28 protein-coding genes and 1 tRNA gene are annotated in these 25,505 nt (G+C 67.0%); 20 read left to right on the top strand and 9 right to left on the bottom strand.

The features are described 5' to 3' along the window. The first annotated feature begins 38 nt into the window (after positions 1-38). From trmD to Q8S30_RS01340, 5 genes are all read left to right on the top strand, one after another. Positions 39-803: a tRNA (guanosine(37)-N1)-methyltransferase TrmD gene (gene trmD, locus Q8S30_RS01360; protein ID WP_371135418.1), complete on the top strand. Its 765-nt coding sequence runs from the start codon at positions 39-41 to the stop codon at positions 801-803. Between the two features lie 50 nt (positions 804-853). Continuing rightward, positions 854-1,237, top strand: coding sequence for a 50S ribosomal protein L19 (gene rplS, locus Q8S30_RS01355; protein WP_305664239.1), 384 nt, complete (start codon positions 854-856; stop codon positions 1,235-1,237). 11 nt (positions 1,238-1,248) lie between these two features. Then, positions 1,249-1,470 carry a 50S ribosomal protein L31 gene (rpmE, locus tag Q8S30_RS01350; RefSeq protein ID WP_305664238.1) on the top strand — a complete coding sequence of 74 codons (222 nt, stop codon included), beginning with the start codon at positions 1,249-1,251 and terminating at the stop codon, positions 1,468-1,470. Positions 1,471-1,663: 193 nt separating this feature from the next. Beyond that, a complete protein-coding gene (locus Q8S30_RS01345) occupies positions 1,664-2,473 on the top strand; it encodes a division plane positioning ATPase MipZ (protein ID WP_305664237.1) in 810 nt (269 codons plus the stop codon). A 308-nt stretch (positions 2,474-2,781) separates the two neighbouring features. Beyond that, positions 2,782-3,186, top strand: a complete 405-nt coding sequence (locus tag Q8S30_RS01340; RefSeq protein ID WP_305664236.1) for a DUF2541 family protein — start codon at positions 2,782-2,784, stop codon at positions 3,184-3,186. A 56-nt stretch (positions 3,187-3,242) separates the two neighbouring features. On the opposite strand, the gene Q8S30_RS01335 is transcribed toward Q8S30_RS01340, so the two are convergent. Next, entirely contained in the window at positions 3,243-3,890 is a 648-nt protein-coding gene (locus Q8S30_RS01335) for a hypothetical protein (protein WP_305664235.1), read from the bottom strand. Positions 3,891-4,685: 795 nt separating this feature from the next. On the opposite strand from Q8S30_RS01335, the gene Q8S30_RS01330 reads away from it, so the two are divergent. The 4 genes from Q8S30_RS01330 to Q8S30_RS01315 all read left to right on the top strand — a co-directional run bounded on the left by Q8S30_RS01330 (position 4,686) and on the right by Q8S30_RS01315 (position 7,271). Then, entirely contained in the window at positions 4,686-5,315 is a 630-nt protein-coding gene (locus Q8S30_RS01330) for a hypothetical protein (RefSeq protein ID WP_305664234.1), read from the top strand. A 112-nt stretch (positions 5,316-5,427) separates the two neighbouring features. Beyond that, a complete protein-coding gene (locus Q8S30_RS01325; RefSeq protein ID WP_305664233.1) occupies positions 5,428-5,820 on the top strand; it encodes a hypothetical protein in 393 nt (130 codons plus the stop codon). 19 nt (positions 5,821-5,839) lie between these two features. Continuing rightward, positions 5,840-6,352 (top strand): helix-turn-helix transcriptional regulator, encoded by a 513-nt coding sequence (locus tag Q8S30_RS01320; protein WP_305664232.1) that lies wholly within the window; start codon positions 5,840-5,842, stop codon positions 6,350-6,352. Positions 6,353-6,479: 127 nt separating this feature from the next. Next, positions 6,480-7,271 (top strand): hypothetical protein, encoded by a 792-nt coding sequence (locus tag Q8S30_RS01315; RefSeq protein ID WP_305664231.1) that lies wholly within the window; start codon positions 6,480-6,482, stop codon positions 7,269-7,271. On the opposite strand, the gene Q8S30_RS01310 is transcribed toward Q8S30_RS01315, so the two are convergent. The 6 genes from Q8S30_RS01310 to Q8S30_RS01285 all read right to left on the bottom strand — a co-directional run bounded on the left by Q8S30_RS01310 (position 7,231) and on the right by Q8S30_RS01285 (position 14,135). Further along, positions 7,231-8,601 carry a hypothetical protein gene (locus Q8S30_RS01310; RefSeq protein ID WP_305664230.1) on the bottom strand — a complete coding sequence of 457 codons (1,371 nt, stop codon included), beginning with the start codon at positions 8,599-8,601 and terminating at the stop codon, positions 7,231-7,233. The genes Q8S30_RS01315 and Q8S30_RS01310 overlap by 41 nt on opposite strands. 185 nt (positions 8,602-8,786) lie before the next feature. Next, on the bottom strand, positions 8,787-10,019 hold the full coding sequence (locus tag Q8S30_RS01305; RefSeq protein WP_305664229.1) for a hypothetical protein: 1,233 nt from the start codon (positions 10,017-10,019) through the stop codon (positions 8,787-8,789). A 356-nt stretch (positions 10,020-10,375) separates the two neighbouring features. Further along, a tRNA-Arg gene (locus Q8S30_RS01300) sits at positions 10,376-10,452 on the bottom strand. An 85-nt stretch (positions 10,453-10,537) separates the two neighbouring features. Beyond that, a complete protein-coding gene (locus tag Q8S30_RS01295) occupies positions 10,538-11,953 on the bottom strand; it encodes a HAMP domain-containing sensor histidine kinase (protein WP_305664228.1) in 1,416 nt (471 codons plus the stop codon). A 35-nt stretch (positions 11,954-11,988) separates the two neighbouring features. After that, the gene (locus Q8S30_RS01290) at positions 11,989-13,407 is read right to left on the bottom strand and encodes an NAD(P)/FAD-dependent oxidoreductase (RefSeq protein ID WP_305664227.1); all 1,419 of its coding nucleotides are present in this window, start codon (positions 13,405-13,407) and stop codon (positions 11,989-11,991) included. Further along, complete coding sequence (locus Q8S30_RS01285; protein ID WP_305664226.1) at positions 13,404-14,135, bottom strand: TVP38/TMEM64 family protein; 732 nt, start codon at positions 14,133-14,135, stop codon at positions 13,404-13,406. The genes Q8S30_RS01290 and Q8S30_RS01285 overlap by 4 nt, the downstream gene beginning before the upstream one ends. A gap of 231 nt (positions 14,136-14,366) precedes the next feature. On the opposite strand from Q8S30_RS01285, the gene rpmH reads away from it, so the two are divergent. From rpmH to yihA, 8 genes are all read left to right on the top strand, one after another. Continuing rightward, positions 14,367-14,501 carry a 50S ribosomal protein L34 gene (gene rpmH, locus Q8S30_RS01280; RefSeq protein WP_066809333.1) on the top strand — a complete coding sequence of 45 codons (135 nt, stop codon included), beginning with the start codon at positions 14,367-14,369 and terminating at the stop codon, positions 14,499-14,501. A gap of 113 nt (positions 14,502-14,614) precedes the next feature. Next, positions 14,615-15,058, top strand: a complete 444-nt coding sequence (gene rnpA / locus Q8S30_RS01275) for a ribonuclease P protein component (RefSeq protein WP_371135415.1) — start codon at positions 14,615-14,617, stop codon at positions 15,056-15,058. Then, positions 15,055-15,312 (top strand): membrane protein insertion efficiency factor YidD, encoded by a 258-nt coding sequence (gene yidD / locus Q8S30_RS01270; RefSeq protein WP_305664225.1) that lies wholly within the window; start codon positions 15,055-15,057, stop codon positions 15,310-15,312. The genes rnpA and yidD overlap by 4 nt, the downstream gene beginning before the upstream one ends. Positions 15,313-15,314: 2 nt before the next feature. Then, positions 15,315-16,196, top strand: a complete 882-nt coding sequence (gene ttcA, locus Q8S30_RS01265) for a tRNA 2-thiocytidine(32) synthetase TtcA (RefSeq protein ID WP_305664224.1) — start codon at positions 15,315-15,317, stop codon at positions 16,194-16,196. A 78-nt stretch (positions 16,197-16,274) separates the two neighbouring features. After that, the gene (locus Q8S30_RS01260; RefSeq protein WP_305664223.1) at positions 16,275-17,822 is read left to right on the top strand and encodes a bifunctional diguanylate cyclase/phosphodiesterase; all 1,548 of its coding nucleotides are present in this window, start codon (positions 16,275-16,277) and stop codon (positions 17,820-17,822) included. A 359-nt stretch (positions 17,823-18,181) separates the two neighbouring features. Next, the gene (gene yidC, locus Q8S30_RS01255) at positions 18,182-20,110 is read left to right on the top strand and encodes a membrane protein insertase YidC (protein WP_305664222.1); all 1,929 of its coding nucleotides are present in this window, start codon (positions 18,182-18,184) and stop codon (positions 20,108-20,110) included. Next, entirely contained in the window at positions 20,107-20,859 is a 753-nt protein-coding gene (locus tag Q8S30_RS01250) for an MOSC domain-containing protein (RefSeq protein WP_305664221.1), read from the top strand. Before yidC ends, Q8S30_RS01250 begins: the two co-directional genes overlap by 4 nt. Next, on the top strand, positions 20,856-21,506 hold the full coding sequence (gene yihA / locus Q8S30_RS01245; RefSeq protein ID WP_305664220.1) for a ribosome biogenesis GTP-binding protein YihA/YsxC: 651 nt from the start codon (positions 20,856-20,858) through the stop codon (positions 21,504-21,506). The genes Q8S30_RS01250 and yihA overlap by 4 nt, the downstream gene beginning before the upstream one ends. A 127-nt stretch (positions 21,507-21,633) precedes the next feature. On the opposite strand, the gene Q8S30_RS01240 is transcribed toward yihA, so the two are convergent. Beyond that, on the bottom strand, positions 21,634-22,374 hold the full coding sequence (locus Q8S30_RS01240) for an SDR family NAD(P)-dependent oxidoreductase (RefSeq protein ID WP_305664219.1): 741 nt from the start codon (positions 22,372-22,374) through the stop codon (positions 21,634-21,636). Positions 22,375-22,549: 175 nt separating this feature from the next. Between Q8S30_RS01240 and argB the strand changes: the two genes are divergently transcribed. From argB to Q8S30_RS01225, 3 genes are read left to right on the top strand one after another with little or no spacing between them, the layout of a single operon-like run. Then, entirely contained in the window at positions 22,550-23,428 is an 879-nt protein-coding gene (argB, locus tag Q8S30_RS01235) for an acetylglutamate kinase (protein ID WP_305664359.1), read from the top strand. Further along, on the top strand, positions 23,425-24,075 hold the full coding sequence (locus tag Q8S30_RS01230; protein WP_371135414.1) for a ferredoxin: 651 nt from the start codon (positions 23,425-23,427) through the stop codon (positions 24,073-24,075). The genes argB and Q8S30_RS01230 overlap by 4 nt, the downstream gene beginning before the upstream one ends. Beyond that, entirely contained in the window at positions 24,072-24,581 is a 510-nt protein-coding gene (locus Q8S30_RS01225) for a histidine phosphatase family protein (protein WP_305664218.1), read from the top strand. The genes Q8S30_RS01230 and Q8S30_RS01225 overlap by 4 nt, the downstream gene beginning before the upstream one ends. Before the next feature lie 122 nt (positions 24,582-24,703). Here Q8S30_RS01225 and Q8S30_RS01220 read toward each other — a convergent pair whose 3' ends face one another. Beyond that, positions 24,704-25,495 carry an amino acid ABC transporter ATP-binding protein gene (locus Q8S30_RS01220; protein ID WP_305664217.1) on the bottom strand — a complete coding sequence of 264 codons (792 nt, stop codon included), beginning with the start codon at positions 25,493-25,495 and terminating at the stop codon, positions 24,704-24,706. Positions 25,496-25,505: the final 10 nt, after the last annotated feature.

The following is a 25,505-nucleotide window of genomic DNA, read 5'->3' as shown; positions in this document are numbered from 1 at the left end:
GCCTCGCCATCTCGGCCTCGATCAAGCCGCGCGAGCTGATGGACCATAACCCCCGCCTGAAGGGGGCCTGGGCCGCCAAGATCGTCACGCTGCTCCCCGATGCCTTCCCCGGCACCCTGGGCCTCAGCCTGACCGGCAAGGCGCTGGACATGGGCCTCTGGGCGCTGGAAACCATCGACCTGCGCCCCTTCGGCGAGGGCAAGCACCGCAATGTCGATGACAACCCGGCAGGCGGCGGCGCGGGCATGGTGCTGCGCGCCGACGTGGTCGCCAAGGCGCTGGACCAGGCCGCCATCGGCACCCCGCCAGACCGCGCCCGCTGGCCGGTGATCTACCTGTCACCCCGCGGGAAACCCTTCGATCAGGCCACCGCAAGGCGGCTCAGCCAGTCTGACGGGATCACCCTCCTTTGCGGCCGCTTCGAGGGGGTGGACGAACGCGTGCTGGAGGCTTATGGCGTTGAAGAGATCAGCCTTGGCGATTTCGTCCTTACCGGGGGCGAGATTGCAGCACAGGCCTTGATCGACGCGACAGTTCGACTTATACCCCGCGTGCTTGGGAATCAGGCGTCCACCGAGGAAGAATCCTTCTCGGACGGACTTCTGGAACATCCCCAGTATACAAGACCCACCGTCTGGGAAGGCCGCGCGATACCGGAAATTCTTCAATCCGGGCATCACGGACGAATTGCCGACTGGCGACGGGCCGAGGCCGAAAGGCTGACAAAAGAACGCCGTCCTGATCTCTGGCGGGCGTGGTGTGCACAGCACAGCGCGGACCCGGATGAAGACCGAGAGCTCTGAGGACGCATCACCTTCGCGGAAAACACCGCGAGCAGAGCAAAGGACTTGCGATGAACCTTATCGCACAACTCGAAGCCGAGCAGATCGCTGCGCTTGGCAAGACCATCCCGGACTTCAAGGCCGGCGACACCGTTCGCGTCGGCTACAAAGTGACCGAGGGCACCCGCTCGCGCGTGCAGAACTACGAAGGCGTCGTGATCGCCCGCAAGGGAGGCAGCACCATCGCCGCGTCGTTCACCGTGCGCAAGATTTCGTTCGGTGAAGGCGTGGAACGGGTGTTCCCGCTCTATTCGACCAACATCGACGCCATCGAGGTCGTGCGCCGTGGCCGCGTTCGCCGCGCCAAGCTGTATTACCTCCGTGACCGCCGCGGCAAAAAGGCCCGGATCGCGGAAGTCACCAATTACAAAGCCAAAGACGGCGCAGGCGCGTAAGGAGCGGGATCATGAGACAAGGAATTCACCCCGACTATCACATCATCAACGTGAAGATGACGGATGGCAGCGTGTATCAGGTCCGTTCGACCTGGGGCAAAGAAGGCGACCAGATGGCGCTGGACATCGACCCGCTGGCCCACCCGGCCTGGACGGGCGGCAACGCCAAGCTGATGGATACCGGCGGCCGCGTGACGAAGTTCAAGAACAAGTACGCCGGCCTCACTCTCTGAGATCTGGCTACGGACGATACGGGAGGGGCGCGCCGCAGGGCTGCGCCCCTTTTGCATTCCGGCGCCACACGCAGGCAACATCCACCGGAAAATCGCGGGCGAGCCTGCCCTCGCGCTTCACTTGGCGCGGACCGCAACATATAGGTTCTTGCGCCCGGGAGCCCGGGCTGGGGACTGCGGGCGGGGAAGCGACTTGGCACATATCATCGTCACCGGAAACGAGAAGGGCGGGTCGGGGAAATCCACGACCTGCATGCATGTGGCAACAGCGCTGTGCCGCATGGGCTGGCGCGTGGGTGCACTTGACCTCGACGTCCGGCAGAAGAGCTTCGGACGCTATCTGGAGAACCGGCGCGCCTTTGCGGCGCGGCAGGGCATCACCCTACCGATGCCCGACTACCGCGAGTTGCCCGAGATTGACGCAGCCTCCTTGGGGCCCAACGAGAATGTCTTCGACCACCGCCTCTCCGCCGCCGTCGCGGCGTTGGATGCCGATTGCGACTTCATCCTGATCGACTGCCCCGGCTCGCATACCCGCCTCAGCCAGGTCGCGCATTCGCTGGCCGATACGCTGATCACCCCGCTGAACGACAGCTTCATCGACTTCGATCTGCTGGCCCGCACCGACCCCGAGACGGGCCGCGTGCTTGGCCCCTCGATCTATGCCGAGATGGTCTGGAATGCCCGCCAGTTGCGCGCCAAGGCCGGGCTGAAGCCCATCGACTGGATCGTGCTGCGTAACCGCCTTGGCGCACAGCACATGCATAACAAGAAGAAGGTGGGCGAGGCGCTGACCAGCCTGTCGCGCCGCATCGGCTTTCGCGTGGCGCCGGGCTTTTCGGAACGGGTGATCTTCCGTGAGCTGTTCCCGCGCGGGCTGACGCTGCTGGATCTGAAGGATGTCGGCGTCGAAAGCCTGAACCTGTCGAACGTCGCCGCCCGGCAGGAACTGCGCGACCTGATCAAAGAGATCAAGCTGCCAGGCGTCTCGCCCGATTTCTGAACAGCGCGGGCCGCGGCCCTTGGCGCAGCCGCAGGCGCGGGCGTTCGGTGGCGATCATCTGCGCAAGGCGTATCTCGAACACGTCCTCGGCGGGTCGGGCGGGTCCAAGGCCGATACGGGTCAGAAGGGCCACGGCGTACCTCATGGGGCAACCTCGTCGAGCTGTGTTTTCCTGCTTGCAAGCTGGTCTGCAAGCGGGGCACGAATATGGCTTGGCGGAGGCCTTTTTAGCACTATTCCTTCGAATCGCCCAGGCGGGCCGCGCTCTGCCAAACGGCACTTGTGTATTCAGACAAGGAGATTTCAGGATGATCAGCAGACGAGACGTTCTGGTGGGCGCCGCCGCCTTGGGGCTTGTCGCCCTGATGCCGCTGCAGGCGCTGGCCGATCAGGAGGTGGTTCTGGGCGAGAAGACCGTCGGCTTCAACGAACAGCGCGACGTGATCCAGGTCGGCCGCGGCGAGGGCCGGTTCACCCATCTTAAGCTGGCGGTGCAGGAGAGCCCGGTCTTCCTCGAACGGGTGCTGGTGCATTACGCCAATGGCGACGTGGCAGAGCTGCCGGTGCGCGAACGCATCCGCCGCAACGGCGAAACGCGGTTCATGGAACTTCCGGGTGACCGTGCCCGCGCTATCCGCCGGATCGAGATCTACTATGCAAGGGCCGCAGAGGGTGACCGGGCCCGCATCACCGCGATTGGCCGCACTGACTGATCCCTACTTACTGAACCGTGGGGCCGGGAGAGATCCCGGCCCGACCCGGCCAACGCTCAGCGCAGCGCAATGGCCTTTTGCAGATCGTTACCGGCATGGGGCAGCCCGATGGCCCCCTGCCCGATCCGCGCCCCGGCAGCCTTCACCGTCAGGCATTTGGCCGGGGAGGCGAAGCTGTCCAGCGTGGCAAAGCGCAGCGTGTCGATCTTCAGGTCCGGGCCAACCCAAGCCGAGGCGACCACGCCCACCGGCCGGCCATGGCGATCAAAGACCAGATAGTCGGCATAGACCTCGCTGTTGCCATCGTTCCGGCAGACCAGCCGCTTGGCCTTGGCCACTTCGGCCCGGCCGGGCATGGAGGCCGCCGCGACATTGGTCGATGGGTTGGAGGGGTTGGTACCCGGATTGGTGCCTGGATCTGTTCCGGGGGTGCTGCCGCCGATCGAGACGCCGACATCCACCGCGCCGCCGACACTCACACCAGCGCCGATCCCGCTGCCACCTCCGACGCCCACACCGACGCCAACTCCGTCGTCACCGCCAATGCCAACATCCACGCCAAGCCCGCCGCCGTCGCCGCCCCCGATATCGACGCCGATGCCATCGTCACCGCCGATCCCGAGACTGAGCGCAAACAGACTTGGCGCCATCATCGGCAGGATCACGGTCGAAACCAGCGCGAGTTTAACTGCAAAATTCGTCATGGTGATAACCTCCCTCTTCAAGATCAATGACCAAGCCAAACCGTGCCGCATCAAACGCTGTTCACTGCCAAGGCCCAAAAAAACGGCGCGGGCCACACTCAAAATAACTCCACCCGAAGCTTCACGTTCGCGGCGCCGACTGGCTTGCTCTCGAATAATAAGCCATAGCTTTTCACATCGCTCGACCCAAAGCCATGTCTGGCTATGATACCGACGGCCGGTGGCCCGGCAACACGTTTTTATGCATCGCTGCTATACCTATTATTTAGACCGATCAACGCTGCACACCCATCATGTTGTGCCGATGATCTCCAGGTGAGGTGGCCTCGGGCGCTCATAGGCCGCATGCAAACCAGTTCTGGTCGAATAGACAAATACCCAGAGCAGCCCTCCGACTAAAAGCCGCATCAACTTTCGGGGGAGGTTCGGTCAAGCAAAGACTAATGCTGCAGATGCATTGAACATGACGGCCAGGATCCGAAACAGCGCCGTCAGGGTTTCAGCCGCCGCAATTTCATCGCACTATCGCTGCATTCCGGGCACGGCGCAGGACCCGGAAGACGCCTGCAATCGTCTCCGCGTCTCTGTTCCGGCGCCACACTGTCTGCGCCGGCCTGATCGGCATTGCCGAGCGCCACGCCAGCCCCCGACCGAACGTAGCCCGCATCGTCCATTGGTGCGACGGGCCCCGTTTCGCCACAACCTCCAATGGCTCTGCGCCGCGCCAACCTGCAGCGTGCTGGAATGGGGCCAAGCTATAGCGGCCTGAGCCACAGTCAGCAGGAGGAGGCACGAATGGCAATGCAGGACAACCTCGACACCGGAACCGTGCAGGGCATGGCGGGTGACTGGCTGCGTCGTTTCGCGGCAGGTTTTCGCGCTGCCCCGATCCCCGCACATCGGCCGCCAGCAGCGCCCCGGCAAAACGCCCGCGACCCCGCCCTGCCAGAGCCGCTGGTACGGCGCGCCGCGGCCTTCGACCCCGCGGGCGCACAGGCCACCGATTTCGACCTTGTCGAACGCGCGCTTCTGGCAAAGCGCCATGTCGTGCTGGTGGGCGGCAGCGGGGACAAGAGCCTGCTTGACCACACGCTGTGGCTGGAAGACCAGGTAGCGGACCTGCAAAGCGCGCCAGATCTGGGCCACGCAGCCGGAATGGTGGCACCCTTGGCCCCTGACACAGGGCTGCTGGTGGTGGATATCGACGCCCTGCGCGCCGATGCCGTCACGGCCCTGCAGGCCTTCCGCGACCGCTACCCGGATATCGCGGTGGTGATCGGCTCGCGCCGCTTTGCGCGCAACGATTTCAGCTGCGAACGGGCGCTGATCGCCGATGCCTCGCTGCGGCTGCCGGCCCGGCGCATTGCATTCGCGCTGGCCATGTCGAGTGCGATCCACAATAATCGGGTGATCCGTTCGCGCTGACAGCCCCTTCTGACCTCTGGTGCACTCCGATGCTCAGGCCCGCCATCTTCTCGCCACGCCCGATGGGCCCCCCCGGCCGATCCGGTTCGGGGGCGGCGGCAGGGTGACGGCCTTGTGCATCACGCTCCGCAGCGGCGCGCTTGCCGCCGCGCTTGGGCTGGCACTGATCCCGCTTGCCAGCCACGCCGATCCGGCGTCGCGCGGGACGGGCATGGATGTGTTTCGCGTGCAGCACAGCCCGCAATGGCGCTATATCGACGTGCTCGAGGCGCTGGATAGCGAGGGCTACACCATCGTCAGCGTCACCGACACCCTGCTGAACCGCGTGAAGATCCGCGCCCGCAACAACCAGCACCTGCGCGAGATCGTGGTCAGCCGCGCCTCGGGGCAGATCCTGCGCGATGCGGTCATCGAGACCTATGATTACCGACCCGCGGGGCAGGAGCGTTCGCTGGACATGATGCTGCTGAACCTGCCCCCGCAAGGCGACCGGGCCGGGCAATGACAGGCCCCGAGGCACCGCGATGACCAGTTTCGGGCTGCGGGGGCCCGCGCTTGCCCTGTTCATGCTGGTGACGCTGATCCAGGTGCTCAGCACCGTGTTCTTCATCTTCAAGCTGCTGTCCGAGGTGTTCTACTGGCAGGCCCCGCTGATCCCGTGGGAGTTGCAGGAGACGCTGGAGATCTTGTGCAGCGTCGGCCTGCTGGCGGGTGTCGTCAGCAGCGTGGTGCTGCTGCGGCTCAGCTTCCGGCGGGTGAACCGGATCCAGAGCCAGCTGAACGCCACGGCAGGGCAGTTCGAGGATCTGGTGGCAAGCCAGTTCACCGAATGGGCGCTGACCCCGACCGAGCGGCATGTGGCGCTGCTGGTCATCAAGGGCTTCAGCAACCCCGAGATTGCCGGACTGCGCGGCACCTCCGAATCCACGGTAAAGTCGCAGCTGACGGCGATCTTCCGCAAGTCCGGCCTCAGCAGCCGCCAACAGCTGGTGTCCTGCGTGATCGAGGACATTCTGGTAGCGCTGAAGGTCGATTGAGGCCCGATCCGCGCCCAGAATCGCGCCTGGTCGGCATCGTCCTTTGGCATGATCGCACCCTCCTCCGATTGCTGCACTGCGCCGCGGCAATAGGGTTGGCGCATGAGGCATCGCTTCGGAGGGCGAGATGACGACCAAGTCACTGCAGGCAAGACGGGCACGAGGCGCACAAGGCGGGGCAAAGCGCCGGGGCGGGGGGCTGGGGACGATTGCCGTCGCTGCCGCCCTTGCCATTGCCGCGCCGGGCCTGATCGGGCTGACCTGGCAGGCGCCGGAGCCCTCTGAACCCGCGGTCGTGACGGGGCCCATAGCCGGTCCCGTCGCGCCGCTCCTGCCCGCCGGGGCTGATGGTCTGGGCGACGGGCAGGACGACGCAGCGGCGAAACCGGCAGTAGAACCGGCACCGCTGCGGACGGCCGGGCGGGCCGTGCCGCTGCCGCCACGCTCATGGGCGGCGGTGCGGCGGACGGTGATTGTCCGTGCCAGTGCCGCGCCCACAAACGCACCCGGAGACGCCGTTGGATCGCTGGAGTTCCCGCCATCGATGTCGAGCCGCGGGTCCGGCGAGTGGTTCGGAATGCAGCCTGCCGAGCTGCCGCCGGACACTCCGGGTCTCGCCACACGGCTTACGCCTGCTGAGATGGCGCCTTCCGCAGCGGATATCTTCCTCGCCCAGGCGACAGAGCCTGCCCCGCCTACCCCACGCAACGTGACGGCGACGGTGGTCTGCCCGGGCGCTGCCGGTTGCGCCGTCCAGCCCGCGCCGATGGCCGCTGCGGGCGACGCCCGTGACATCACCGCCGCCCTGTTCCCCGGAGGCCAGCTACGCCCCTGGGCCTCGGCACCCGTGCCGCCAGCCTCGCCGCAGGCGCGGGATATCACCCGGCGCCTGTTCCCCTCGGGCCAAGCGCGCTGGTAAAGGCCGGTGCAGGCCGCCAACCGCGGACCGCCCGGATCAGCCTTGGCCGCAGCCCGTGCCTGTCCATGAACCGGCGATAGAGCCGGTAGTCCCGCGCCTCTGCGCAGCAGGCCTCCTCGTGCCGGGCGCGCAGGAAATACAGCAGCCCGATGCCGGCCAACGCCAGCGTGTTGGCCATTGCCTCGCCCGGTGCCGCAGCCAGGAACGGCAGCTGCACCATCCACATCGAGGCGTTCTTGCAGATATAGGCCGGGTGCCGGACCAGCGCATAGGGCCCCTGCCAGACGGTGCCGCGATAGGTGAGGTTCGAAAAGCGCATCCCGAAGCAGACCGTGCTGCCGACATAGACCATGAGCAGCGCGAGGATGGTCGAGCCCCAGGCGACATAGAGCACCGGGTGCGCCTCCAGCAGCAGGCCCCAGACGATGCTGTCCTCATAGGCCAGGAAATCGCGCCCGATCACCTGCCAGAACGGCATGTAGCACATCAGGCAGACCGCCCATCCGCGGAAGGTCCGCTCAGGCCAGCGGACATGGGCATTGGTCAGCCGCAGCGACAGCGCGTAGCCGATGATGGCAAAGATCACGTCGACGAAGAACACGAAGCGATAGAGGTATTCATAGACCGTGCGGAAGGAGCCATCCGGGAAGGGCTCGCGGAAGAAGAACAGCCAGTCATCCACCGCATAGCCATACATCAGCGGCAGGAAGAACAGCTTCACCAGCCAGATCAGCGCGAAATCCGCCGCCTGCGCCCGGTCGCCCTCGCGCCCGAGGGTCAGCAGCACGCGGCCGAAGCTTTCCAAGTGGTCGCCGGCCTTGACCGAGATGCAGTGCAGGGCCGCGACATAGACCAGCGACAGCGGCACCAGCCAGGGCAGCGCCATATGGAACTGATCCAGAAAGGTGCCGTACCAAGGCGCGCGGTAAATATCGGCGCCGCGGTAGAGGATCAGCGCCAGCGCCACCACGCCAAGTGTGCCCGCCAGCTTGTTCATCAGGGTCCGGCTGAGGATGCGCCCCGGGATCAGCCGCAGCGGCTGCACGATGCCCGCCTCGGGCTGGCGCCAGGTGCGGTGAACGGCCAGATCGACGGCGCCCATCGCCAGCGCGACCAGCAGCACGAAGAGGTTGAACTCAGTCACCGGGTTGCGCGCGAAGCCGGTGGGCCACAGCGCCAGCGCCGTCAGCAGCACCGCGAGACCGACAAGCCCGGTGGTGAGCGGCGGGGAGTTCACGAAATGCCGCCCGAGGCGGCGGGGGAACAGATGCCGCCCGAGGCGGCGGGGGGACAAATGCCGCCCGAGGCGGCGCGGGGACGCGGATGTCATGGCGGGGATCCGGTGTTGCGGGCGGCCGCAGCGGCCCTGCGGAAGGGTTTCGGCCCCGAGGTCGAAAGCGTGGCCGAAAGCGGGGCGGCGGCGCGACCCGCCGCCCCTGACCGGAACCGGGGCTCCCCCCGCGCCACGAGTTGGCAGCAGGCGCGAGCGCCCCGGTTCCGGGAGGGCTTGGGCCCTCAGTTCTTGGCCGACATCACCGCCTGGTGCAGGCCGGTCATCGTTACCGGCACCGCGATGGAGCCGCCAGCCTGGGTGAAGGGGACGTTGGTCATCTGGATGCACTTGGCAGGGCTTGCCACATTGTTCGTGGTGGCGAAGCGAACCGAGACCAGACGCAGGTCGCCGCCCACCGTGGCCTGGTGAACGGTGCCGATGCGCACGCCCGAGCGGTCAACGACCGGCACGTTGGAATAGGCAGAAGTGTTGCCCTGACCGCGGTCACAGATCTGGCCGAAGAGCCCGAGGCCGGGGTTAGAGATCACCATCTGTCCGCCGGACGAGCTGCCGGAAGACCCGGAGGAGCCCGAGGCGCCGGAGGTTCCCGACGTGCCAGAGGTGCCCGAAGAACCCGAGGTGCCGGACGTGCCGGAAGTCCCCGAGGTGCCCGAAGTGCCGGAGGTTCCCGACGTGCCAGAGGTGCCAGAGGTGCCGGAAGTGCCCGACGTCCCAGAGGTGCCTGAAGACCCGGAGCCGCCGCCGCAATTGCCGACGCAGACATCTACGACGCTGTCGTCATTCAAGACATCGGCCCCGATATCGAGCCCGGCGACGGAGGCATCCACCCCCAGCAGCCCCGAGTCGGTGCCAAGGTCCACATCGGCCGAGACCACGTCGGCCACATCGGCGCCCACGGTCAGCAACTCGCCCGAGCTGAGCAGATCTGCGGTGATGTTGATGCCGCCGCCAGTGGCGCCGCCGCCGACAAGACCGCCACTGGTGCCGCCCAGCAAGCCACCACCAGCCAGACCGCCGCCAGCTAGACCGCCGCCTGTGCCGCCCCCAAGAAGGCCACCGGTACTGCCGCCCCCCAGAAGCCCACCGCCCCCGGATTGGCCACCAGAGGATTGCCCCCCGGTGCCGCCGCCGATGTCGACGCCGACATTGGCCACACCCTCATCGGACCCGACATTGGCGTCGACGTTGATGCCGTCATCGCCGCCGACATTCACATCGGCATCGACAAGGCCGCCGCTGCCGCCGATGCTGACGCCGACATCCACGGTATCGTCACGGCCGAGGCCCACACCGACGCCAAGCCCGCCGCTGTCATCGCGGCCGACCGACACTTTGCCCACGCCAAGGTCAAGGTCGAGGGCTTTGGCCGTGAAATCCCCCTGCGCCGCCATCAGGGCGAGGGCCGAGGTCAGGGCCAGCGCGGTTGCGGCCCGGTTGCGTGAATTTCTGTTCATCTCAGTCTCCAATGCGTTGCCGTCGTTCCAGCGACCCCGAGAGCTGCAACCCGGAGCCACCATCCGACCGAAAAGACCGCTTTCCCCAAAAAGCGCCGACTTCCGGCGCCTGCGCGGTTGTCCCTGCGTCAGGCCCTTAGGTTGTGCATGAGAGACTCGCCCCACCGGAATTGGCGAAAGGTGCCATCGCACCATTGGACGATGCCGGTTTCGTGAGCGGATGTGAGGTGAGGGAGCGTGTGGCGCGGTGCGCCAGCTACGGATCAAGCCCGCGCGGCCCGAACGGGCGAAGGCAGGTGATGCCGGCAGCGAAAATACCGGGCCTTTCAAGGCGCCGATCAAACTGTCAGGAAAAATGGTGCACCCGGAGCGATTCGAACGCCCGACCCTCAGATTCGTAGTCTGATGCTCTATCCAGCTGAGCTACGGGTGCACTGTGGAAGTGGCATTTAGCGAGGGCGGCGGGGACATGCAAGCGCGAAAACGGGACTATCTTCCGCGATGTGCGAAAATCCGGCTCAGGCGGCCACCTCGGTCTGTGTCACGGTCTTGGGCAGGCGGATCATGAACTCGGTGCCGTCCTCATCCGACCGCACCAGCTCCAGCCGCCCACCATGGCCGCGCACCAGCTCGGCCGAAATCGCAAGGCCAAGGCCGGTGCCGCCCTTGCGGGTGCCGCCCTGGAAGGGCTGGAACAGGTGCGCCTTGGCCCGGTCGGGCAGGCCGGGGCCGGTATCGCCGACCCGGATCCACCAGAAGCCGTCATCCTCGCCCGCGCCCACCTCGACCGTGCCGGCCTTCTTGGTCGCCTCGATCGCCTGGCGGGCATTTCGCACGAGGTTCAGCAGCACCCGGTGCAACTGTTCGGAATCGGCGCGGATAGTCAGGTTCGGGGCCACGTCGATCACGAACTCGATCTCGCCCGCCTCGGCCGCCGGGCGCTCGCCTTCCAGAACCTCGGTCACGAGGCCCGCCAGCATGAACCGCGCCAGCCGCGGCGGGGGCTCCTCGGCGCGGCCGAAGGTCAGCGTGCTCTCGCACAGGTTCACCGCGCGGGCGATGGAGTTCACCAGCTTGGGTGCGGCGCGTTTCACCGCCGGATCCTCGGAAGCCTCCATCCGGTCGGCAAACAGCTGCGCCGTGGTCAGGATGTTGCGCAGGTCGTGGCTGATCTTGGCGACGGCACTGCCAAGCTGCGCCAGCCGTTCTTTCTGCCGCAGCGCGCCGGTCAGCTGGGTCTGCAGGCTTTGCAGCGCATCCTCGGCCTCGCGCAGCTCTACCACCCGCGCCGTCGGCTCGATGAAGCGCCGCGCATCCTCGGGCGCCTCGGCATAGGAGGACATGTGGGCGACCACCCGGCGGATCGGGGCGACCAGCAGCCGTTGCACGGCAAGGAACAGCAAGAGCGCCGTCAACACCGAGATCACCGCCGACAGGCCAAGGATGCGCAGGCCATATTCGATCATCTCGCGCCGCATCGGGCCGCTTTCGATGGTCACCTCGATCAGCAGCCCCGCCTGCCGCACCGGCTCACCGATGACCCGGATCACCCGGTTGCGGCTGTCGGTGAGGTCGGTGAAGGCATCGCGCACCAGGCTGAAGCCGGTGGGATCGCGCAGGTCATAGCTGGCATCGACCGGGCTGGGGATCGGCGAGGACAGCACCAGCTGGCGCATCTCGTCGCGGCGCAGGACCACGTTGAAGACGCCGGCATTGGCCAGCAGCTCACGCTCCAGATCCTCCGAGATCATTTCCTCCGAGGCGAGGAGGGCGAGCGAGGCGATCTGCGCCCGTTCCAGCCGCAGCCGAAGATAGTCCTCGCGGAACCCGGCCACCGACGGAACGAAGATCAGCACTTCGGCCAGCATGACGAACACTGTCGTCAGCATCAGGAACCGGCCCGAAAGTGTGTTCAGGAAATGCGCGCGCGCCATTCCTCGCCCTGTGGCCTCACGTCTTGGCGGGGTCGTCAGGGCAGCAGCCGTTGAATCAGCCGCACCCCCCGCTTCACCCAAGGGTTTTCGAAAAGCTTCGGAGAGAAATAGGCGCTCGCCGCCCGCTTTGAAAGCTCGGAAAGGGTCGGATAGGGGTAAACCGCCGATGTATAGGCAGAAAGTTTAAGCCTGGCGGCGAGCCCGAGCGCGAAGGGCGCGATGACTTCGCCAGCATCGGGGGCGGCGATGGTCACGCCCACCGGGCGGCCGCGATGCACGATCAGCTTGAGGAAGCCGTCCTTATGCCCCTGCGCCATCGCCCGGTCATTGCCCGAGACCGGCACCTTCACCACGGTGATCTTTTTGCCATGCTTCTCGCGCGCCTCGGCCTCGGTCAGGCCGATCTGCGCGAGGCCCGGGTCGGTATAGGTGGCGCGGGGGATGTGATCGTCCCGGAGACGGGAGGGCAGCCCGAACAGCGCCTGCCGCACCACGAGGCCGGCGTGATAGCCTGCGAGATGCGTGAACTGCCCGCGCCCGGCAATGTCCCCGATGGCGAAGATGCGGCGGTTGCTGCTGCGCAGGCGGCTGTCGGTGACGATGCCGCGCGCATCGGTGCGCACGCCCGCTGCAGGCAGGTTCAGCCGCTCGACATTCGGGGCGCGGCCAGTGGCGACCAGCAGGTGCGAGCCCTCGAAGCTGCGCCCGTCCGCCGTCTGCAGCGTGATCGCCCCGGCGCGGCCCGAGGCGCGGGTGACCTCTGCCCCCTCCACGATCTCCACCCCCTCGGCACGCAGGGCGGCCAGCACCACCGTCGCCGCCTCGGGGTCATCGCGGCCAAGGGCGTGGCCGCCGTCGAGCACGGTGACGCGCGAGCCCAGCCGGCGATGCGCCTGCGCCATCTCCATCCCCAGCGGACCGCCCCCCAGAACCAGCAGATGCGCGGGCAGCTCGCGCAGGGCCCACAGCGTCTCATTGGTCAGGAAGGGCATGCCCTTCAGGCCGGGGATGCCGGGCACGGCGGGGCGCGAGCCGGTGGCGACCACGAAGCGGCGGGCGGCGATCAGGGTGTTCCCAGCCTCCAGCGCATCGGGGCCAACGAAACGGCCCCAGGCGCGGATGACGTGGACGCCGAGGCCCTCGAACCGCGCTTGGCTGTCATGCGGAGCAATCGCGGCGATGGTCGCGGTGACATGGGCCATCGCGGCGGCGTAATCCACCTGCGGCTCCATGGGTGCAACACCCATGCCGCCCGCCCGCACTGTCTGCGCCCGCGCGGCGGCGGCCAGCAGCGCCTTGGAGGGCACGCAGCCGACATTCAAGCAATCGCCCCCCATCTCGGCGCCCTCGACCAGCACCACGCGTGCGCCCATCTGCGCGGCGCCAGCGGCGACCGAGAGGCCACCCGATCCGGCACCAATGATGCAGATGTCCGCCTTGATCTGCCCGGTCATGCGGCACCGCCTCTCTGGCGGGAGCGCAGCAGCATCGGCAGCGCCGCCAGCGTGGCCAAGGCCAGCAGCGGGATCAGCACGCCGGGCCGGAAGATCGCGCCCAGATCCGGCTGGCCGCCCGCGGCGAACACCTCGCCCAGACCGGCCCCGACCGAGGTATAGACCCAAGCCCCCGGCAAGATGCCGAGGAAGGTGGAGATGACGAAGCGATGCAGACGCACGTCCAGCGTGGCCGCGGCAAGGTTGGTCACGAAGAACGGCACCAGCGGCACCAACCGCATCACGAACAGTACCGACCACTCATTCTCCTTCAGCCTCGCCACCAGCTTGTGGGCTGAGGGACCGGCAGCGGCCAGCCGCTCCGCCGCATTGCCTGCGCCCCAGCGGGCCAGAAGGAACAGCGCCACTGCCCCCGTCCCTGCCGCGCCGACATTGATGAAGGTGCCGGGAAAAACCCCGAACAGCAGGCCGCCGGTCAGCGTCATTACCGTGGCGCCGGGCAGCGAGAGGGTCACCAGCCCGGCATAGACCGCCATGAACCCCGCCACCGCCAGCCCGTAATGCGAATCGCGGAAGCCGGTCAGCTCCTGCCGCCGCGCTGCCAGCGCCTCGAGGCTCAGCCTGTCCCCCAGCAGCAACGCGCCCGCCAAGGCCAGCACCAGCAGCCCCGCCAGAACCGCCAGCCGCGGGACGCTGCGCCCCGTGTTGCCCTGCTGCTCTTCGGTCACGCGCGGCCCCTCTGGATTGCTCACGGCCACCATGCGCGGTATGGGGACAGGCGGCCAGTGGCATCACGCGGGGTTGATACCTCGCGGCGGCGGCGGCAGTGCGACGGCAAGGTAAAAAATCCGCCCCGGCGCGTTGACTTGCCCGGCCTCGGCCTCTAAAGGACGGGCTTCGAATGACACGGCGCTCGAATCCCGGATGGGTCTTGTGCTGCCCGGAACGGAGTTACCGCCATGAAGCGCACCTACCAACCGTCGAACCTTGTCCGCAAGCGCCGCCACGGCTTTCGTGCGCGCATGGCGACCAAGGGCGGCCGTCGCATCCTGAACGCCCGGCGCGCCCAAGGCCGCAAGTCGCTCAGCGCCTGATCGCCCGCCGCAAGGCTGGACAGATTATGCCGCCGGTCGCGCCCGCACCCGATCCAACGGATCGGAAATCGGGGCCGCAACCGGCGGTTTCCGTTTGCCCGGAGGATGCGACTGTGACGACCAAGGCCTCAGCGCGGATCGAGGTTCTGGCCCGCCGGCCGGATTTCCTGCGCGCGGCGCAGGCCCGTCGGCAAGGTGCGCCCGGTTTCTTGCTGCAGGCCCGGCAGCGGCGCGGCGACGAGCCGGTGCCGGCCGAGATGATCCGCATCGGCTATACCTGCTCCAAGAAGCTTGGCAATGCCGTCGCCCGCAACCGCGCCAAGCGCCGGCTGCGCGAGATCGCCCGCGCGGTGCTGCCGCTGGCGGGACGGCCCGGATGGGACTATGTTCTTGTGGGGCGCCCCGGGGCCACCGCAGACCGGCTGTTTGCCGATCTGCTGGCCGACCTGACCCGCGCCCTGACGCAGATCCACGCCGCCCCTGCCCCGCGCGGCAATGCCCGATCCCCCGATCCCGGCGGCCCGCTCCGGGAGCCGCCGAAGGACCACCGCCGATGACGCCGCTTGCCCATCTTCTGTCGTTGCCGGTGCGCGCCTACCGGCTGGTGCTCAGCCCCTGGGTCGGGCGCTCCTGCCGGTTTCAGCCCACCTGCTCGGAATATGCGCTGGACGCCTTGCGCGTGCATGGCGGGGTGAAGGGCGGCTACCTGGCGGCGCACCGGATCTGCCGCTGCCATCCCTGGGGTGGCGAGGGCTTCGACCCGGTCCCGCCCAAGAAGACAGGCACCAAATCCGCGCCCGCGCAGGAGTAGCCATGCTGGACGAGCCCGACGACATCCACCCGCTGTTCCACGGCGCGCCGGCGACGACCGAGTTCAAGAAGCTGCGCAAGCGCATCGTGCGCGAGGTGCGAGAGGCGACCCAGACCTATGGCATGATCGAGCGCGGCGCCCGCTGGCTGGTCTGCCTGTCGGGCGGCAAGGACAGCTACACCCTGCTGGCGGTGCTGCATGAGCTGCAATGGCGCGGGCTGCTGCCGGTGGATCTGCTGGCCTGCAACCTCGATCAGGGCCAGCCGGGCTTTCCGGCGACGGTGCTGCCGGAGTTTCTGGCCAGGATGGGCGTGCCGCACCGGATCGAATACAAGGACACCTATTCCATCGTGATGGACAAGGTGCCCGCGGGCCGCACCTATTGCGCGCTGTGTTCGCGGCTGCGGCGCGGCAACCTCTACCGCATCGCGCGGGAAGAGGGGTGCTCGGCGGTGGTTCTGGGCCATCACCGCGACGATATCCTTGAGACCTTCTTCATGAACCTCTTCTTCGGCGGCCGGCTGGCGACGATGCCGCCCAAGCTGCTGAACGAGGATGGCGACCTCTTTGTCTATCGCCCGCTGGCCTTCGTGGCCGAGGCCGATTGCGAGAAATTCGCCCGCGCGATGGCCTATCCGATCATCCCTTGCGACCTGTGCGGCAGCCAGGACGGGCTGCAGCGCCAGCAGGTCAAGCAGATCCTTGACGGTTGGGAGGCGCGCAGCCCCGGGCGCCGTCAGGTGATGTTCCGGTCTCTGATGAACACCCGTCCCTCGCACTTGCTCGACCCGTCGATCTTCGATTTTGTTGGGCTGAGCCGCACATCGGGGCCAGAAATCACGGATTTGGCCCAGGATCCCCCACACTTTGGCGATCCGGATTAACCTCCCGCTGACAGTCCTTGCCTAATCTGGCCTGCAGAAGGGCGCTCGTCAGTGCCTGGACCTTGGGAGGCAGGCAGCATGGCAGGCAGGGACGCAGCGGCGGCGGGGCTGAGCATCCGGATCGCGGCGCATCTTCGCCGGCCCGAGATGCTGGCCTTCGTCCCGGCGGTGATGCTTGCGGCCTTCTGGTTCGGCGGCCAGGGCGCCCTGCTGGCGGCGGCTCTGGCCCTGCCCATTGCCGTTGCCATCATGCGCGCCGACCCGGCGCCGCCGGGCACCACAGGCGCCGGAGGACGCGACCACATTACCGGCCTCCCGCTGCGCGATACTGCCGTCAGCGCGCTGGACCACGCGCTTGCCATCTGCCGTCTGGACGGCCGCACCACGGCTTGCGTCGTGCTCTGCCTTGACGAGGCGGACCTGCTGCTGGAACGCCATGGCCATGCCGCCTGGACGCAGATCCTGCGCCGCACGGGCGAGCGGTTGCTGGGCACCTTGCGCGACGAGGACCGCGTGATGCGCCTTGATGGCGCCCGCTTTGCCGTGACGCTTGGCCCCGTGCGCCAGGCCGATCTGGAAAGCCTGGTCCAGATCGCCGCACGCCTGCAGGCAGTTGCGGAACTGCCGCTGTCCATCGACGCCTCCACCATCTATGTGCGCGCCTCTGTCGGCTTCTGCCTGGCCAGCCGCGCCCCGCATGGCACGGGCGAGTCGCTGCTGCGCGCCGCCGAATCTGCGCTGGAAGAGGCGCATCAGCACGGCCCCGGCGCCATCCGCGCCTATTCCGCCGAGTCGCAGCGGGCCTCGGTTGCCAGAGATGCGCTGGCAACCGACGCCGAAGCGGCGCTGGAGAGCGGGCAGATCATCGCCTATTTTCAGCCACAGCTGTCCACCGACACCGGCGAGGTTTCGGGCTTTGAGGCGCTAGCCCGCTGGCAGCACCCTGAGCGCGGCCTGCTGCCGCCGTCGGAATTCATCCCCTTGATGCAGGATGCAGGGCTGTCAGGCCGGCTGACCGAGGTGATGCTGTTCCAGGCCCTGACCGCGCTGCGCAGCTGGGACAAGGCCGGGATGTCGGTACCGGTCGTCGCCGTCAACTTCTCGAAAGAGGATCTGCGCAACCCCCGGCTTGCCGACCGGATCAGATGGGAGCTGGACCGGTTCGAACTGGCACCGCGGCGGCTGACCGTGGAAATCCTGGAATCCGTCGTCGCCGATACCGCCAATGAGGTGATCGTGCGCAACATCTCGGCCTTGGCCCGGCTGGGCTGTGGCATCGACCTGGACGATTTCGGCACCGGCCATGCCTCAATCGCCAATATCCGCCGCTTTGACGTGCACCGCCTGAAGATCGACCGCAGCTTCGTGGCGAAGGTCGACAGCGACCCCAGCCAGCAGCGGATGGTGGCCGCAATCCTGTCGATGGCAGAGCGGCTGGACCTGCAGACCCTGGCCGAGGGGGTGGAGACCACCGGCGAGCACGCGCTGCTGGCCCAACTCGGTTGCGGCCATGTGCAGGGTTTCGGCATCGCCCGGCCGATGCCCTTCGACGACTCCCTGGCCTGGCTGTCGCGCCACAAGGCAAAGCTTGCCCACCCGCCCCGGATCGGACGGCGGACGGGATAAGGGGCGGCGGAGGCGAGAGGCCCAGGCAAGGCGCGGCAAGGCTCATGCCCGCCAGTGAGCGCGCTTCGGGGGTGGGGCGGGGATGGAGATAGCTGTGTCTGGTCCCGGCGATGCCTCCCCCGCGTGAAGGCGTCGATTGTCATCGCCGCCACGCGGCGGGGCTCTCCTCCAGCGCCGTCAGGGCTCGGCCGCTGCCGTCATGCCTTCGGCGCAGACGGGCGCGGACGGTGCCTATTCCTCCCCACAGCACCCGCCCCGTTACCTCCTGCAACCGGGCGTTTCCGCAAAACCGCTTGACCTTTCCCGCCCCCTTCTGTTGAACCTCCGCGAACCTTGGCAGCACTGGCGGTGTCTCCCTGATGGATAATCAGAACAAGAATCTCATTCTGGCGACCGTGCTCTCCTTCGTGGTGATCCTGGTCTGGTACACGGTGTTCGCGCCGGCCGTGCCGCCGACCGACCCGAACGCACCCGTTGCGGTGACGCAGGCCGATGGCGGCACCCCGCCTGCGGTGCCGGGCGATACCCCGGCTGTGGCCGAAGCCGCCGAGGCCGCGACCGAAGCGGCCGCAGCGCCGCGGGTTGCCATCGAGACGCCGCGCCTGACAGGCTCGCTGTCGCTGGCGGGTGGCCGCATCGATGATCTGTCGATGAAGGATTACAAGGATACGCTCGACCCGAACTCGGGCCTTGTGCGACTGCTCTCGCCCGTTGGCGGCGCGAGCGCTTCGCAGCCCTATTACGCCGTCTATGGCTGGGCCCCCGCGGGCGGGCTGGCCGCGACCGCAGTGCCCGATGCGCGCACCGTCTGGTCGGTGGAAAGCGGCGAGACGCTGTCACCCGAAACGCCGGTGACGCTGGCCTGGGACAATGGCGCGGGCCTGACCTTCCGCCGGGTGATCACGGTGGACGAGGATTACCTCTTCACCATCACCCAGTCGGTCAGCAACGCGACCGAGGCCGCCGTGCGCATGGCCCCCTACGGCATCGTCGCCCGCCACGGCGAGCCACAGACCCAGAATATCTGGGTGCTGCACGAAGGCGTCGTGCGGATGACCGACGGCGCGCTGCAGGAAATGGACTATGACAACATGCCCGATCTGGAACGGATCGAGCGCGAGGCCGGCAATGCCGAGGTGGCCGAGGTCACAGAAAACGGCTGGATCGGCTTCACCGACAAATACTGGATGACGACGCTGGCGCCGATGCCGGGGCAGGCCTTCACCTCGGTGGTGAAATACGTGCCGGGCGCCGAGATCTACCAGACCGAATCCCGCCTGCCAGTGATGGAGGTGGGCCCTGGCGCCACTGCCGAAGTGCAGACGATGCTGTTTGCCGGCGCCAAGGAGTGGGAGGCGATCCGCCATTACCAGAACGATACCGGCATCGAGGGCTTTGTGGACTCGATCGACTGGGGCTGGTTCTTCTTCCTGACCAAGCCGATCTTCATGCTGCTGCACTGGCTGCACGGCATCATCGGCAACATGGGCTGGTCGATCATCCTGCTGACGCTGATCATCAAGGCGATGGTCTTCCCGCTGGCCCGCAAATCCTACATCTCGATGGCGAAGATGAAGGAGCTGCAGCCCGAGGTTGAAAAGCTGAAGGAAAAGACCGGCGAGGACAAAGCCAAGTTCCAGCAAGAGATGATGGCGCTGTACAAGAAGGAAAAGGTCAACCCGGCCTCGGGCTGCCTGCCGATCTTCCTGCAGATCCCAATTTTCTTCTCTCTTTACAAGGTGATCTTCGTCACGCTGGAGCTGCGCCATGCGCCATGGTTCGGCTGGATCCGTGACCTCTCGGCCCCCGATCCGTCCTCTATCCTGAACCTGTTCGGCCTGCTGCCCTATGCGACACCAGAGCCCGGATCGCTGTTCTTCATCTTCTCGCTGGGGATCCTGCCGATCCTGCTCGGCATCTCGATGTGGTTCCAGCAGAAGCTGAACCCGGCGCCGACCGACCCGACGCAGCAGATGATCTTTGCCTGGATGCCCTGGGTGTTCATGTTCATGCTGGGCGGCTTTGCCTCGGGTCTGGTGGTCTACTGGATTGCGAACAACACCATCACCTTCGTGCAGCAATACCTGATCATGTCGATGCACGGGCACCGGCCGGACCTGTTTGGCAACATCATCACGGGCTTCAGCAAGAAGAAGAAGGCCGAGGCGGCGGCAAAGGCTGAGGCCGAGAAGGCAGCCAAGGCAGCGCCGGTGCAGACCACGGAAGTGGTTGAAAAGGCACCGACTTCGCCCAAACCCCGCAAGGGGAAGCCCGGCCCGAAGGCATGACCGGCACGCTGGCCCATATCTTCCGCCACCCGATCAAGGCACACGGACGCGAGGCTCTCGCGTCCGTGCTGCTTTCTGCGGGGGCGTGCCTGCCCTGGGACCGGCATTGGGCGGTGACGCATGGGCGGTCGAAGTTCGACGCGGGCGCGCCGGAGTGGACGCCTTGCGGCCAGTTCCAACGAGGGGCGCGGACCGCGGGGCTGATGGCCATCGAGGCGCGGTTTGACGAGGCGACGGGCGTGATGGTGCTGACGCATCCGGCGCTTTCGCCGCTGGAGTTCCGCCCTGAAAGCGAGGGGGCGGTGCTGGTTGAGTGGCTGGGGCCGATCAGCCCGGAGGGGGATTTTCGCCCCGTGGCGCTGGTGTCGGCGCCGGGGCGGGGGATGACGGATAGCGATTTTCCGTCAATCTCGCTCAACAGTTTGAGCTCGAACGCGGCGCTGGCACAGCATATGGCGGTGGACCTGTCGATCCACCGCTGGCGCGGCAATCTGTGGCTGGAGGGGTTTGAGCCCTTCGCCGAGATGGAGTGGATCGGGCGCGAGGTCCGCATTGGCGAGGCGCTGCTGCGGGTCGAGGAGCGGATCGGGCGTTGCAAGGCGACCACCGCGAATCCCGCGACGGGCGAGGTCGATGCCGATACGCTGGCCGGGTTGCGGGGCCTGGTCGGGGCGCAGGATTTTGGCGTTTACGCCGTGGTGATTTCGCCGGGGCGCATCGCGCCGGGCGACAAGATAGAGGTGCTGTGATGCAGCTGGGTTTCCCGCTTTCCCCCGAGCCGACGATCGAGGCGCGCGAGAAGGGCCGGCTGATGTTTGCCGGCGAGATCGACTTCCTGAAGGGCGTCGTGGCGATGGATGGGCTGCCGCCCGCCGACCGGATGGAGGTGTGCTTTGCAGGCCGGTCGAACGTGGGGAAGTCCAGCCTCATCAATGCCTTGACCGGCCGAAAGAACCTCGCGCGCGCGTCGAACACGCCGGGGCGGACGCAGGAGATCAACTACTTCACCGCTGGCGATCAGTACCTCGTCGACCTTCCGGGCTATGGCTATGCCGAGGCGCCGGTGGCGATTGTCGAGAAGTGGCAGCGGCTGCTGAAGAGCTATCTGTCGGGCCGCCAGACGCTGCGGCGGGCCTTTGTGCTGATCGACACGCGGCACGGGGTGAAGGCCGTCGATGAAGAGATCATGGCGCTGCTGGACCGCTCTGCCGTGGCATTCCAGGTGGTGCTGACCAAGGCCGACAAGGTCGGCAAGGTCGAGCAGGAGCGGATTCTGGGCCAGGTGCGGGGGGCGATGGCGAAGCATCCGGCGGCCTATCCCGAACTTGTGATGACCAGTTCCGAGAAGGGCGACGGCATCGAGACGCTGCGCGCGATCATCGCCACGCTGGAGTAAATGGGCCCGGGTTCTGCGCATGTGGAATGCATGCAGAACCCATACATATGTCATATGTAAAGTGAATGACTCGGGATTTCCGGCGCGCGAGGGGCTGACACCCCCTGCCCCGGCCCGGATTGCGGCCTCAGACGTGCTGGCCGGCGTTCACCTCGATCTCGGTCCCGGTGACGTAGCTGGCCTGATCCGAGCACAGGAACCACACCACATCTGCCACCTCGCTTGGCTGGCCAAGGCGGCGCAGTGGCAGGGTCTCGACGATTTTCTCGGTGCCGGGCGAGAGGATCGAGGTCTCGATCTCTCCGGGTGCAATCGCATTCACACGCACCCCCAGCGGGCCGAAGTCATGCGCCATCTCGCGCGTCAGCGCGGCCAGCGCGGCCTTCGACGTCGCATAGGCGGCACCGGCGAAAGGATGTACCCGGGCCCCGGCGATGGAGGTGACATTGACAACCGCGCCCTTGGCCGCCGACAGCTCATCCTTAAAGCCGCGGGCCAGCACGATGGGCGCGAAGAAGTTCACATGGAACACATGGCCCCAGGTCATCAGGTCGGTGGAGAGGGTCGAGAGCCGCGCGCCCTCCGGCCCCTTGGGCGAGATGCCGGCATTGTTGACCAGCGCGTCAAGCCGCCCGTCGAGCCGCTCGCGGATCGCCTCGATCACGTTGATGGTGTCGGCGGGGTCGGACAGGTCGATCTGGATGTGATCGTCGCGCCCGCCGCCCCAGGGGCAGCCCTCGGGGAAGGCGTGGCGCGAGCAGGTCAGCACCCGCCAGCCTTCGCGCGCGAAGCGCTTGACGGTGGCATGGCCGATACCCCGGCTGGCCCCGGTCAGCAGCATCACCTTCTGTTCGCCGTCGCGTGCCATATCCGTCTCCGCCGTGATCCCGCGGCGCACCCCGCCCCGCCGCGCAGACCCTAGCCATTTTCCGGACATTGGCAACGGCGCGCCGCCCGCGGCACCGCGGCCTTGGCAGGGGGGCGCGATGCGTCTAACACTTTGGCAGCAATCCCCGGAGCCTTGCCAGATGAGAAAGCAGACCATGAACCGTGACTGGATCGCCACCGCCCGGACCCTGTCCGAGGCGCTTCCCTATCTGCAGCGCTATGCGGGTTCGATTGTCGTCGTGAAATTCGGCGGCAATGCGATGGGCGACGAAGACGCGATGGCCGATTTCGCGCGCGACGTGGTGCTGATGCGGCAGGTGGGGGTGAACCCGGTCGTGGTGCATGGCGGCGGGCCGATGATCAATGACCTGCTGGGCAAGCTGGGGATCGAATCGAAATTTCTGCGCGGCAAGCGGGTGACGGACAAGGCCACGGTCGAGGTGGTCGAGATGGTGCTGACCGGCCTTGTGAACAAGCGCATCGTGCAGGCGATCATGGATGAGGGCGGCCGGGCCGTGGGCCTGTCGGGCAAGGACGATGACATGATGGTCTGCGTCGCCGATGACCCGGAGCTTGGCTTCGTCGGCAAGCCGGTGGAGATGAACGTGCAGGTGCTGCGCGACCTGTTCGCCGCCGGGATCATCCCGGTGGTGGCACCGGTGGCAACGGGGATGGGCCCGAACGAGACCTTCAACGTGAATGGCGATACCGCGGCGGGGGCGATTGCCGGCGCGTTGCAGGCCGACCGGCTGCTGCTGCTGACCGATGTGTCGGGGGTGAAGAATGCCGCCGGCGAGATCGTGACGGCGATGACGCCGGGCGAAGTGGAAGAGATGATCGAAAGCGGCGTGATCGCGGGCGGGATGATTCCCAAGGCCGAGACCGCGCTGAAGGCGCTGGAAGAGGGCGTGCGGGCCGTGGTCATCCTCGATGGCCGCGTGCCGAACGCCTGCCTGCTGGAGCTGTTCACCGAACATGGCGCGGGCAGCCTGATCCGCTCGACCGAGCCGCGGGTGAAGCCGCGGGTGAAGTGACGCTTGAGGGGATCGCGGCTGAGGCGGCGGGCCATGCGCTGGCGGTGTCGGGGGCGTTTCATCCCGAACCCGGGGATGGGCTGCCAGAGGGGACGGGCACCTTGCTGCTGCTGTCCCCGGCCGAGCCGGGCTTCTGGGCGCATCTGACGGCGCAGCCGGAATGGCTGGACGGGCGCGCCAATCCCATTGACCGCTGGTCGCGGCGGGTGATCGGCAAGATGGCCTGCGCCCTTGGTGGCAAAGCCTATTTCCCCTTCGGCGGGCCGCCCTGGCGGCCGTTTCAGGCCTGGGCCCTGCGGTCTGGCCGGGCCTGGGCCTCACCGGTGGTGTTTCTGGTGCATGAGGAAATGGGGCTCTTCGCCTCCTATCGCGGGGCGATTGCCCTGCGCGAGCGGCTTGTGCTGCCCGGGCCTGCGGTGCCGCCCTGTGAGGCTTGCGAAGCGCGCCCCTGCCTGACCGCCTGCCCGGCCGGGGCCCTGACCGGCAGGGGCTATGACGTGCCCGCCTGCCATGAGTTCCTGTCGGGGCCAAGTGGGGCAGATTGCCTCGATCGGGGCTGCGCCGTGCGTCGGGCTTGCCCCGTGAGTGCCGGTCATGCAAGGCTGCAGGTCCAATCGGCCTATCATATGAGGCTTTTTCACCGATGACACCTGATGGACACCGCCGCCTGATCCTGATCCGCCATGCCAAATCGTCCTGGGACGATGCCGAGATGCCGGACCATGACCGCCCGCTGAACCCGCGCGGCCGTCGCGCCTCGGCGGAACTGGGGCAATGGCTTGGCTCGCGCGATTACCTGCCGGATCAGGTGCTGTGCTCGACCGCGGCCCGCACCCGTGAGACCTTTGCCGCGCTGGGGCTGGAGGGCGCGCCGGAGCCGGAGCTGGTCAAGGCGCTGTATCATGCCGAACCCGCCACGATGCTGGCGGCGCTGAAGGCGGCGACCGGGCAGGTGGTGATGATGCTGGGCCACAATCCCGGGATCGCGGCCTTCGCGGCGCTGCTGCCGGCCGAGCCGCCGCACCATGCCGATTTCGCGCGCTACCCGACCGCCGCCACGCTGGTGGTGGATTTCGAGATCGCAAGCTGGGGCGAGTTGGAACCGCATCGCGGATCGGCGCTGGACTTCTTCGTCCCCTCGGGCCGCGACTGACAGCCAAAAGGGGCGCGCCACCGGCCCGCCCCTTCGTTTTGGTCCAAATATCCCGGGGGGTCCGGGGGGCTGGCCCCCCGGCTTTGGCACGGTCCGGGGGGCTGGCCCCCCGGCCGCTTCCGTCAGTGCCCCAGAATCTGGCTGAGGAACAGTTTCGTCCGCTCGCTCTTGGGGTTGTTGAAGAACTCGTAGGGCTCGTTCTGCTCCACGATCTGGCCCTGATCCATGAAGATCACCCGGTTCGCCACGGCTTGGGCAAAGCCCATCTCATGGGTCACGCAGATCATCGTCATGCCTTCTTCGGCAAGGCCGATCATCGTATCCAGCACTTCCTTGATCATTTCGGGATCAAGCGCCGAGGTCGGCTCGTCGAACAGCATGATCCGCGGCTTCATGCACAGGCTGCGGGCGATGGCGACGCGCTGCTGCTGGCCGCCCGACAGCTGGCCGGGATATTTCAGCGCCTGTTCCGGAATCTTCACCTTGTCGAGGAAATACATCGCCGTCTCCTCGGCCTCGCGCTTGGGCACCTTGCGGACCCAGATCGGCGCGAGGGTGAGGTTCTCGAGGATGGTCAGATGCGGGAAGAGGTTGAAGTGCTGGAACACCATGCCGACCTCGGAGCGCACCTTGTCGATGTTCTTGAGGTCGCTGGTCAGTTCGGTGCCATCGACGATGATCCGCCCCGACTGGTGTTCTTCCAGCCGGTTGATGCAGCGGATCAGCGTGGACTTGCCGGATCCCGAGGGGCCGCAGACCACGATGCGCTCGCCGCGCATCACGGTCAGGTTGATGTCCCGCAGCACGTGGAAGCTGCCGAACCATTTGTTCATGCTGGTGATCTGGATGGCGATCTCGTCCGAAACCTGCATATGGCTGCGGTCGACTTCACGCGCGATTTGAGTGTCCGACATGGGGCTGCTC

It is taken from the genome of Frigidibacter sp. (genome assembly GCF_030695035.1).
GTDB lineage: Bacteria > Pseudomonadota > Alphaproteobacteria > Rhodobacterales > Rhodobacteraceae > Frigidibacter.
This window is presented reverse-complemented; position numbering and strand designations above follow the sequence as displayed.

Coding starts and splice junctions, on each gene's coding strand:
- argB (WP_305664359.1), top strand. CDS start 22,550: ATGAACCGTGACTGGATCGCCACCGCCCGGACCCTGTCCGAGGCGCTT.
- Q8S30_RS01315 (WP_305664231.1), top strand. CDS start 6,480: ATGACGACCAAGTCACTGCAGGCAAGACGGGCACGAGGCGCACAAGGC.
- Q8S30_RS01220 (WP_305664217.1), bottom strand. CDS start 25,495: ATGTCGGACACTCAAATCGCGCGTGAAGTCGACCGCAGCCATATGCAG.
- Q8S30_RS01260 (WP_305664223.1), top strand. CDS start 16,275: ATGGCAGGCAGGGACGCAGCGGCGGCGGGGCTGAGCATCCGGATCGCG.
- rplS (WP_305664239.1), top strand. CDS start 854: ATGAACCTTATCGCACAACTCGAAGCCGAGCAGATCGCTGCGCTTGGC.
- Q8S30_RS01250 (WP_305664221.1), top strand. CDS start 20,107: ATGACCGGCACGCTGGCCCATATCTTCCGCCACCCGATCAAGGCACAC.
- Q8S30_RS01225 (WP_305664218.1), top strand. CDS start 24,072: ATGACACCTGATGGACACCGCCGCCTGATCCTGATCCGCCATGCCAAA.
- Q8S30_RS01295 (WP_305664228.1), bottom strand. CDS start 11,953: ATGGCGCGCGCGCATTTCCTGAACACACTTTCGGGCCGGTTCCTGATG.
- Q8S30_RS01335 (WP_305664235.1), bottom strand. CDS start 3,890: ATGACGAATTTTGCAGTTAAACTCGCGCTGGTTTCGACCGTGATCCTG.
- Q8S30_RS01320 (WP_305664232.1), top strand. CDS start 5,840: ATGACCAGTTTCGGGCTGCGGGGGCCCGCGCTTGCCCTGTTCATGCTG.
- Q8S30_RS01310 (WP_305664230.1), bottom strand. CDS start 8,601: ATGACATCCGCGTCCCCGCGCCGCCTCGGGCGGCATTTGTCCCCCCGC.
- Q8S30_RS01240 (WP_305664219.1), bottom strand. CDS start 22,374: ATGGCACGCGACGGCGAACAGAAGGTGATGCTGCTGACCGGGGCCAGC.
- yidD (WP_305664225.1), top strand. CDS start 15,055: ATGACGCCGCTTGCCCATCTTCTGTCGTTGCCGGTGCGCGCCTACCGG.
- trmD (WP_371135418.1), top strand. CDS start 39: ATGGACCATAACCCCCGCCTGAAGGGGGCCTGGGCCGCCAAGATCGTC.
- ttcA (WP_305664224.1), top strand. CDS start 15,315: ATGCTGGACGAGCCCGACGACATCCACCCGCTGTTCCACGGCGCGCCG.
- Q8S30_RS01340 (WP_305664236.1), top strand. CDS start 2,782: ATGATCAGCAGACGAGACGTTCTGGTGGGCGCCGCCGCCTTGGGGCTT.
- rpmE (WP_305664238.1), top strand. CDS start 1,249: ATGAGACAAGGAATTCACCCCGACTATCACATCATCAACGTGAAGATG.
- rpmH (WP_066809333.1), top strand. CDS start 14,367: ATGAAGCGCACCTACCAACCGTCGAACCTTGTCCGCAAGCGCCGCCAC.
- yidC (WP_305664222.1), top strand. CDS start 18,182: ATGGATAATCAGAACAAGAATCTCATTCTGGCGACCGTGCTCTCCTTC.
- Q8S30_RS01290 (WP_305664227.1), bottom strand. CDS start 13,407: ATGACCGGGCAGATCAAGGCGGACATCTGCATCATTGGTGCCGGATCG.
- Q8S30_RS01305 (WP_305664229.1), bottom strand. CDS start 10,019: ATGAACAGAAATTCACGCAACCGGGCCGCAACCGCGCTGGCCCTGACC.
- Q8S30_RS01330 (WP_305664234.1), top strand. CDS start 4,686: ATGGCAATGCAGGACAACCTCGACACCGGAACCGTGCAGGGCATGGCG.